Below are 6,644 nucleotides of genomic sequence, written 5' to 3' on the forward strand. Positions count from 1 at the left end.
TCATTAAGCAGTAATTCACAGGGTTCGACAACGTGTGGTAGCGGTTTTTTTATATGGCTTGTGTCAGCTCAAAAAATAAGAATGAAAAGGCTTTCGCGCCCGTCAAAAAAGCGCCAGCAGCTACATTAAAAGTAGCGATCAAGGCCCGTTGTAACGCACTGTTGCATGCTGTGGTCCGCCGGCGATAGCCCGCCTGAGCACTGCTGCCACGCGCAGGATTGAATGCGCATGCGCTGCGGGCGTTAATGCAGCACTTCCAGCAGGCGATCCAGTCCGCCGGTGTGGATGGCCACCTGGGCCTGTTCGCGCACTGTGGGTTTGGCATGGTAGGCCACCGACAGGCCGGCGGCGCCCATCATGGGCAGGTCGTTGGCCCCATCGCCCATGGCAATGCACTGCGCGGGCTCGACGTTCAGCAGGCTGGCCACCTCCAGCAGCGTGCGGCGCTTTTCGGCGCCGTCGCAAATATCGCCCCAGCACTGCGCCACCAGGCGTCCCGTCAGCACGCCGTGCTCGTCGGTTTCCAGAACGTTGGAGCGCGTGAAGTCGATGCCCAGGCGGTCGCGCACGCGATGGGCAAAAAAGGTAAAGCCGCCCGACACCAGCAGCACCTTCAGGCCGGCCGCCTTGCAGGCGTCGATCAACTCTGCCGCGCCCGGGTTGGGGCGCAGGCGTTCGTCGTACACGCGCTGCATGTCAGCCAGCGTCACGCCCTTGAGCAGTGCCACCCGGCGGCGCAGGCTGTCCTTGAAGTCGGTAATCTCGCCGCGCATGGCGGCCTCGGTGATGGCCGCCACCTCGGCCTTGCGGCCCACGGCATCGGCAATCTCATCGACGCATTCGATGTTGATGAGCGTGGAGTCCATGTCGAAGGCGATCAGCTTGTAGTCGGTCAGCTTGCGCAGCGCGGGCAGGTTCTGGACGGCGAGGCCGGGAGCGAGTTCTTGAATAATCATGGATTTTGCTATTAATTTAAGAGCTATTACCGCTGGTATTGATTAGGCTAGAAGCCAATTTGATGCATGATTTGCAGCAGACCGTCGCGGTTGAGTTTGGTGGCAAAGCGCACGTTGACGCCTTCTTGCTGCAGCGCCTGGAAGAAATGCTTGGCTGCATCGATCTTCATGCGCTCCTTGTCCGGTATGTCGCCGTACTGGTCGTAGCCCTTGGTTTCCACCACCAGGTACATCGCCTGGGCTTGGTCGCCCTGCAGCAGCGCGTAGCCAAAGTCGGGGTTGTATTTGCCCGCCGGTGTCGGAATGTCCACCTTGGGCAGCTTGGCAAACACGGCAATGCGCTGCGCCTGTGATTCGTCCACGGTGTCGCGCTCGATCTGGCTGTCCACCGGCATCTGGTCTTCGTCGTACAGCGACTTGGCCCGCACTGCTGGGTTGGCGATGGCGTGCATTTCGGCGCCGCACCACGCTGCCGGAATGGTGGCCAGCAGCGCGCCCGTGCTGTCGGTCAATGCCGTTTTCACCTGGGTCTCGCGCAACTGGTAGGTCACTTTGTGCACCAGCAGCTCATGCACGCAGCGGTTCATGGTGTCACGCAGCGCGGCAAAGGCCCGGCCTTCGTTGTGCTGGATTTGGGCGAATTTGTCTGCGGGCATCCGCGCCAGTACCGTGGCCACGGTGTGCAGGCTCAAATGCGTGGCGTTGGCCAGGTCGGTCACAAACTCGCCCAGGGTGAACACCTTGTGGGGTTTGACCTGGTAGGCGGTTTGCGTGGTTTCGGCGCGCTGCACATCCTGCACTTGCTCGGTGCGGGTGACGTTGATCGTCAGCGGCAGCACCTGGAAATCCCGCGCCAGCCGGGCCACGATGGCATCGACCAGCGCTGGCGTCTCCAGCTCGTAGTGCATCACCGCATCGCGGTTGAGGGCGGCCCACAGCGCTTTCAGCTTTTCGTACTGTGTGGGGTTGACCTTCAGCGCGGGCTTGGTCTTGTCTTCCTTGCGTTTGACCTGGCCATGGCCCTCGTAATAGGCATCCAGGTACTCCAGCATGGCCTTGGCGCCTTCTGCATCCAGGTGGGACACTTGCCCTAGCGCCGCACCAATACCTGCCCGCTGGGCTTTGAACACAGTGGCATTGGGCTGCAGAGTCAAGGTGCCCGCTGCCACGTCCAGCACGCCAGCGCCGTGGGTGGCCAGCGTTTGCATGAGTCCCCAAATTCCCAGTGGGTGCTTGCAGACACCGCTGGCAATCAAGGACTCCACGCTCAAGACCCGATTCACGCCCTTGACGCTGTGCGCTGCGATCTCGCTTTGAATGGCCGCTACAAAATCGCCTTCGCTGGCGGGCACCACCACCGTCAGTTCGTTGATGTGCTCAAAAGCCGCATCGTCGCTGTGTACGCGCTGCAAATCCTGGTTCACGGCCAGGCGCAGGCCCCGGCCAATTTGCTGCAGCTTGGTGATTTGCGAGTTGCTGGGCGCCAGCTTGCACAGGGTGAACACATTGGGGTTGTCCCAGCCCTCTTGCAGCGCCCACATCGAGAAGATGAAGCGCAAGTCGGTGTCGAAGCTCAGCAGCTTTTCTTTTTCTTGCAGGATGAGCCTGATGGCTTCTTCCTCGCCCTTCTCGCTGTGCGAGCGGGCAAAGTAGCCCTTGTGCACCTTGCCAATATCCGCCGCGCTGCGCTCCAGGTACGCGCGGTAGGGTGGGTGCAGGTCGGGGCGCGCGAGTGTGCGCTGCAAGTGGGTGCGGTAGTGCGCCTCGAAAGCCTCGCGGATGACGGCAGGTTTCTGGCCTTCGGGCAGGTACTTGGCCACGGCGTCGATAAAGAACAGGCTCAGGCTTTTGATGCCGCGCTGGAACAGGTCTTCCTCGCGCTCGAAGTGGTTGGCAATGGCCCGCTCGATGATCAGCCCTTGCGTTTGCTCGGCCAGCATGCCGTAGGCCATGGCTTCGCCCAGGGGCAGGGCAAAGCCGTTGGTGAACAGCAGCTCTTTGGTGGTGACGGTCTCCACCACATGCCCGTCCAGAAAGCCCAGTCCGGTTTTGTCGCCCAGGTTGTCTTTGGCGCGCAGCTCTACCGTTGCGCTGCCGCCGGCGGGCTTGGTGTACTGCACCAGCGCGCAGCGCTCCTTGGCCGTGCCGTGGTGCGACAGGTAGCACAGGCTTTGCGCGGCATCGGCGCTGCCCACCGTGTCCACCACGATGCCCTTGACCAGCCGCTGGCGGAAGGCGTCCAGGCTGTCGAGCGTATAGACCAGGTTTTTGTATTTCTCGTTGTCGTTCTTGCCCTTGAAGGTGGCACCGAAACGGATGGTCAGCAGCGGATTGAACTTGGCCAGGTACTCCTGCGTTTGCGCGCCCTCGAAACGGTGGGGCTCGTCAATGATGAGCACGGGCCGGATCACGGCCAGCGCTTCCATGAAGCTCCTGGCCTGGCCAAACAGATTGGCCTCCACCCCGCGTTTGTTGATGAGCTTGCTGTCGCCCGCAAACGACTGGTAGGTGGCCACCATCACCGAAATGCTGGCCGCCCCTGCCGAGGCCGCGTGGATAAAGCCACCCACCGTTTTGGCGGAGTAGTTGAAGACGTTGATGTGCTGCTCGTACTGCTTGGCGAAAAACGCCGCCGTGGTCTGCAGGCTTTTGAGCGTGCCCTGGCGAATCGCGTTGGACGGCACCAGCACGATGAATTTGCACAGCTTGTGCTCGCGGTGCAGGCGGTGGATGGTCTCGATGAAGGTAAAGGTCTTGCCCGTGCCGGTTTCCATCAGCACGTCCAGGTTCAAAGCGGGCGTGGCGGTGTCGGGCACATGCACCAGCCCGGCGCGCACGCCGTTGCGCTGGCGCACCGCCGCCAGATTGGCCTTGAGCGTGGCCGCCGCCTCGCGCGGCACGTAGTTGGGATTGGCGTGGACGTTGGCTGGCGGCGTAAAGCGCACATCGGCCAGCACATCGGCAAGGGACTGCACCGCCGCCGTCTGGTGCGGCAGAGTGGTGTACTGGAACTGAGGCTGATGGGGCGGTAGGAGGGCGGTCATGGCAGCAGGCACCTTCAGCGCACGCCGCGCAGGCGCAGCTTGTCTTGAGAAAAGCCCAGCGTGTCGGCCACCGAGCGGATGCCCAGCAAAAAGTTGTCGTCCTGCACCCAGGGGGCATACACCGTCAGGTAGTTCAGCGGCCCGGCGGCGGTGTGTTGCGCTTGCTGTGCGCGGATGGCATCGGTCAGCGCGTCCATGGCCAGGGCTTTGACGACGATGAGCACGTCCGCCGCGCGGTACAGGTGGCCCTCGGGCACCTCGGCGGTGGTGACCGGCGTGATGCGCGTGGTCAGCGGCAGCCCTTCGGCAAACAGCAGGTTGTGCAGCACGCGCGGCAGTTGCTCGGGCTGCGGCGTGGCAATGCGCGCTTGCAGGGCGAGCAGATCGGCCTGGGTGCTGTCTTGCAGCGGTTTGGCCAGCATCAGGGCGTCGGGGTCGTCCACCAGCTCGAAGACGCGAAAGCCGGTGTCTAGCGTGGGGGTGGCCTCGTCCAGCAGGGTGCCTCTCTCGGCGGCTCTGGCGGCTTGTTCCGCCTCCAGCTTGGCCCCGGCGCGGCGCAGACGCTCGGCGGTGATTTCAAAAATAGTGGCGTCGGGCTTGCCCAGCGTTTCTTTGACGAAGCTGTGGGCTTCTTTTTGTTTTTTCGGGTCGATGGGCTGGGGGATTTGCACCAGGATGAATTGGCGCTGGCCACCGTCTTCGGCGTTCAGGCGCATCACGGCTTCGCCGGTGGTGCCGCTGCCGGAGAAGAAGTCTAAACAAACCGAATATTTATCGGTTGATATTTGTAATATTTTTTTTATGAGACCTGTTGGCTTAGGGTTGTCAAAAGGTGCGTTTCCATTAAAAATATTTTTAAGTTCTTTTCTGGCTGAATCTGTGTGACCTACCTCTTCATAAGACCATATGCTGCTTGGAACAATGCCCTCTTGAACCTCATTCAGATAGCGTTTGAGCTGTGGCGCACCTTTTCCGTCTTTGCCGAAAAAAACGCGGCCTTCCGCAATCCATTCTTGAATTTTTGCTTCGTTACTAATCCAGCATCGTCCGCGAGTTGGCGGATATTTGGCTCCAGTGTTTGGGTTGGTAATTTCATAAATATAGGCCTGGGAAACGGTTTTAACCGTCAGATTATCTGGTCTCCATGGACCTTTTCCGTCGTTGCTATCATATTTATAGAGGGAGTTTTGTTTTTCTGTGCGTGGCAATAATTTTCTATCGAAAGCATCCGTTTTTTGATAGCACAATACGAAATCGTGCATGGATGCGATGCCGCTGGTGTCGTTTGAAGCTGCATATCTTTTATGCCAAATAATGGTGGAGATGAAATTTTCCTCTCCAAAAATCTCATCACACAACAACTTGAGCTGCGCCTGCTCATTGTCATCAATCGATATAAAAATCACCCCATCGTCGCGCAGCAAATCCTTGGCCAGCAGCAGGCGCGGGTACATAAACGACAGCCAGCCGCTGTGCGTGCGGGCGCCATAAATGTTTTTGATGTAGTCGATGTTTTCTTTGGCGTAGCCCAATTGCGCCAAAACCTCGGTTTGTTTGGTGGTGAAATCGTCGCGGTAAATAAAGGCGTCGCTTTGGGTGTTGTACGGTGGGTCGATGTAAATCAACTTCACCTTGCCAAAGTAGTTATGGCGCAGCAGGCGCAGGGCGTCCAGGTTGTCGCCCTTGATCAGCAGGTTGCCGGTGCTGTCCCAATTTTTGCTTTGCTCCGGCAGCGGCTGCACGATTTTTTGCGCTGGCACAAAGGCTGTGTGGTAGGCCTCGCGCTTGCCCACCCAGCGCAGCTCGTAGCCGTCTTCCTCCACCTGCACGCCCGCTGGGTTGCTGGGGTCCACGGCCAGTTGCAGCGCGGCGGCGTTGATGCGGATGCGGCCTTGTGCGTCGGCCTCCACCGCGCCGGGAAAGTGCTGGCGCAGCAGCTCCAGCTTGTGCGCGTTGGGCGTGGGGGTATCCAGAATGGTTTGAGGCATGAAAAATACTCTCTTTTTAATAGCTGCTTGCGCTTATCCAGCAAGGGATAGGGACTGATTTGACTAAAAATTGAACGCGGGCGATGGCTTCAGCGGGGAGGCTTGCGCAAATACAGCTTGTCCGACCAGGTGGCCAGCCAATGCGGTTTGAAGGCCACGAAGATGGCCGTGAGCATGCCGGTCATGAAGGCGTCGCCCCAGGCCATGAGCCAGCGCGCCACCATCGACAAACCTTCGTCCACGCCAGGCAGCAGCTGGCCAGTCCACTGCGCCAGCGCGCCGGTGGCAAACAGGCACACCGCCGTGCCCAGAAAGCCGCGGCCCAGCACGTACACAAACAGATGTTCGCCCGTCAGGCGCCGCAGCAGCGCGCCCAGGCCCAGCGCCAGCGTGGCGGGCAGCACGCCCTGCCATAGCGCCATGCCCAGGATGGCGTCTGGCGTGGGGCTGCCGCCCAGCACGCCCGCCACCAGGGCCACCAGTATCAGCGTGGGTACGGCCAGCGGCCAGCCCAGCATCAGCAGCACCATGCAGGCCCCAGAAATCCGCAGTTGTAGCGGCATGGTGTGCAACTGGGGCAAGGCCCACAGCCAGGGAAGCACCACCAGCGTGGCCAGCACGGGCGAAAGCAGCGCGCCGCCGCGCAGCAGCCGCCA

General features: G+C 60.6%; 4 protein-coding genes. All 4 read right to left on the bottom strand.

Translation table 11 applies throughout. The features are described 5' to 3' along the window. Positions 1–242 precede the first annotated feature (242 nt). Positions 243–956, bottom strand: a complete 714-nt coding sequence (gene serB / locus AB7E35_RS14450) for a phosphoserine phosphatase SerB (RefSeq protein WP_428162793.1) — start codon at positions 954–956, stop codon at positions 243–245. A gap of 47 nt (positions 957–1,003) precedes the next feature. Continuing rightward, positions 1,004–4,000 (bottom strand): DEAD/DEAH box helicase family protein, encoded by a 2,997-nt coding sequence (locus tag AB7E35_RS14455; RefSeq protein ID WP_428167807.1) that lies wholly within the window; start codon positions 3,998–4,000, stop codon positions 1,004–1,006. 14 nt (positions 4,001–4,014) lie between these two features. Further along, on the bottom strand, positions 4,015–5,988 hold the full coding sequence (locus AB7E35_RS14460; RefSeq protein ID WP_428167808.1) for a site-specific DNA-methyltransferase: 1,974 nt from the start codon (positions 5,986–5,988) through the stop codon (positions 4,015–4,017). Between the two features lie 89 nt (positions 5,989–6,077). Beyond that, positions 6,078–6,644 (bottom strand): hypothetical protein (locus AB7E35_RS14465; protein WP_428167809.1); only part of this gene is annotated, 567 nt, incomplete at its 5' end.

Source organism: Diaphorobacter sp. (assembly GCF_050251835.1).
Lineage (GTDB): Bacteria > Pseudomonadota > Gammaproteobacteria > Burkholderiales > Burkholderiaceae_C > JBFXIE01.

Excerpts from the sequence above, each read along its gene's own strand:
- serB (WP_428162793.1), bottom strand. The coding sequence starts at position 956 with ATGATTATTCAAGAACTCGCTCCCGGCCTCGCCGTCCAGAACCTGCCC.
- AB7E35_RS14455 (WP_428167807.1), bottom strand. The coding sequence starts at position 4,000 with ATGACCGCCCTCCTACCGCCCCATCAGCCTCAGTTCCAGTACACCACT.
- AB7E35_RS14460 (WP_428167808.1), bottom strand. The coding sequence starts at position 5,988 with ATGCCTCAAACCATTCTGGATACCCCCACGCCCAACGCGCACAAGCTG.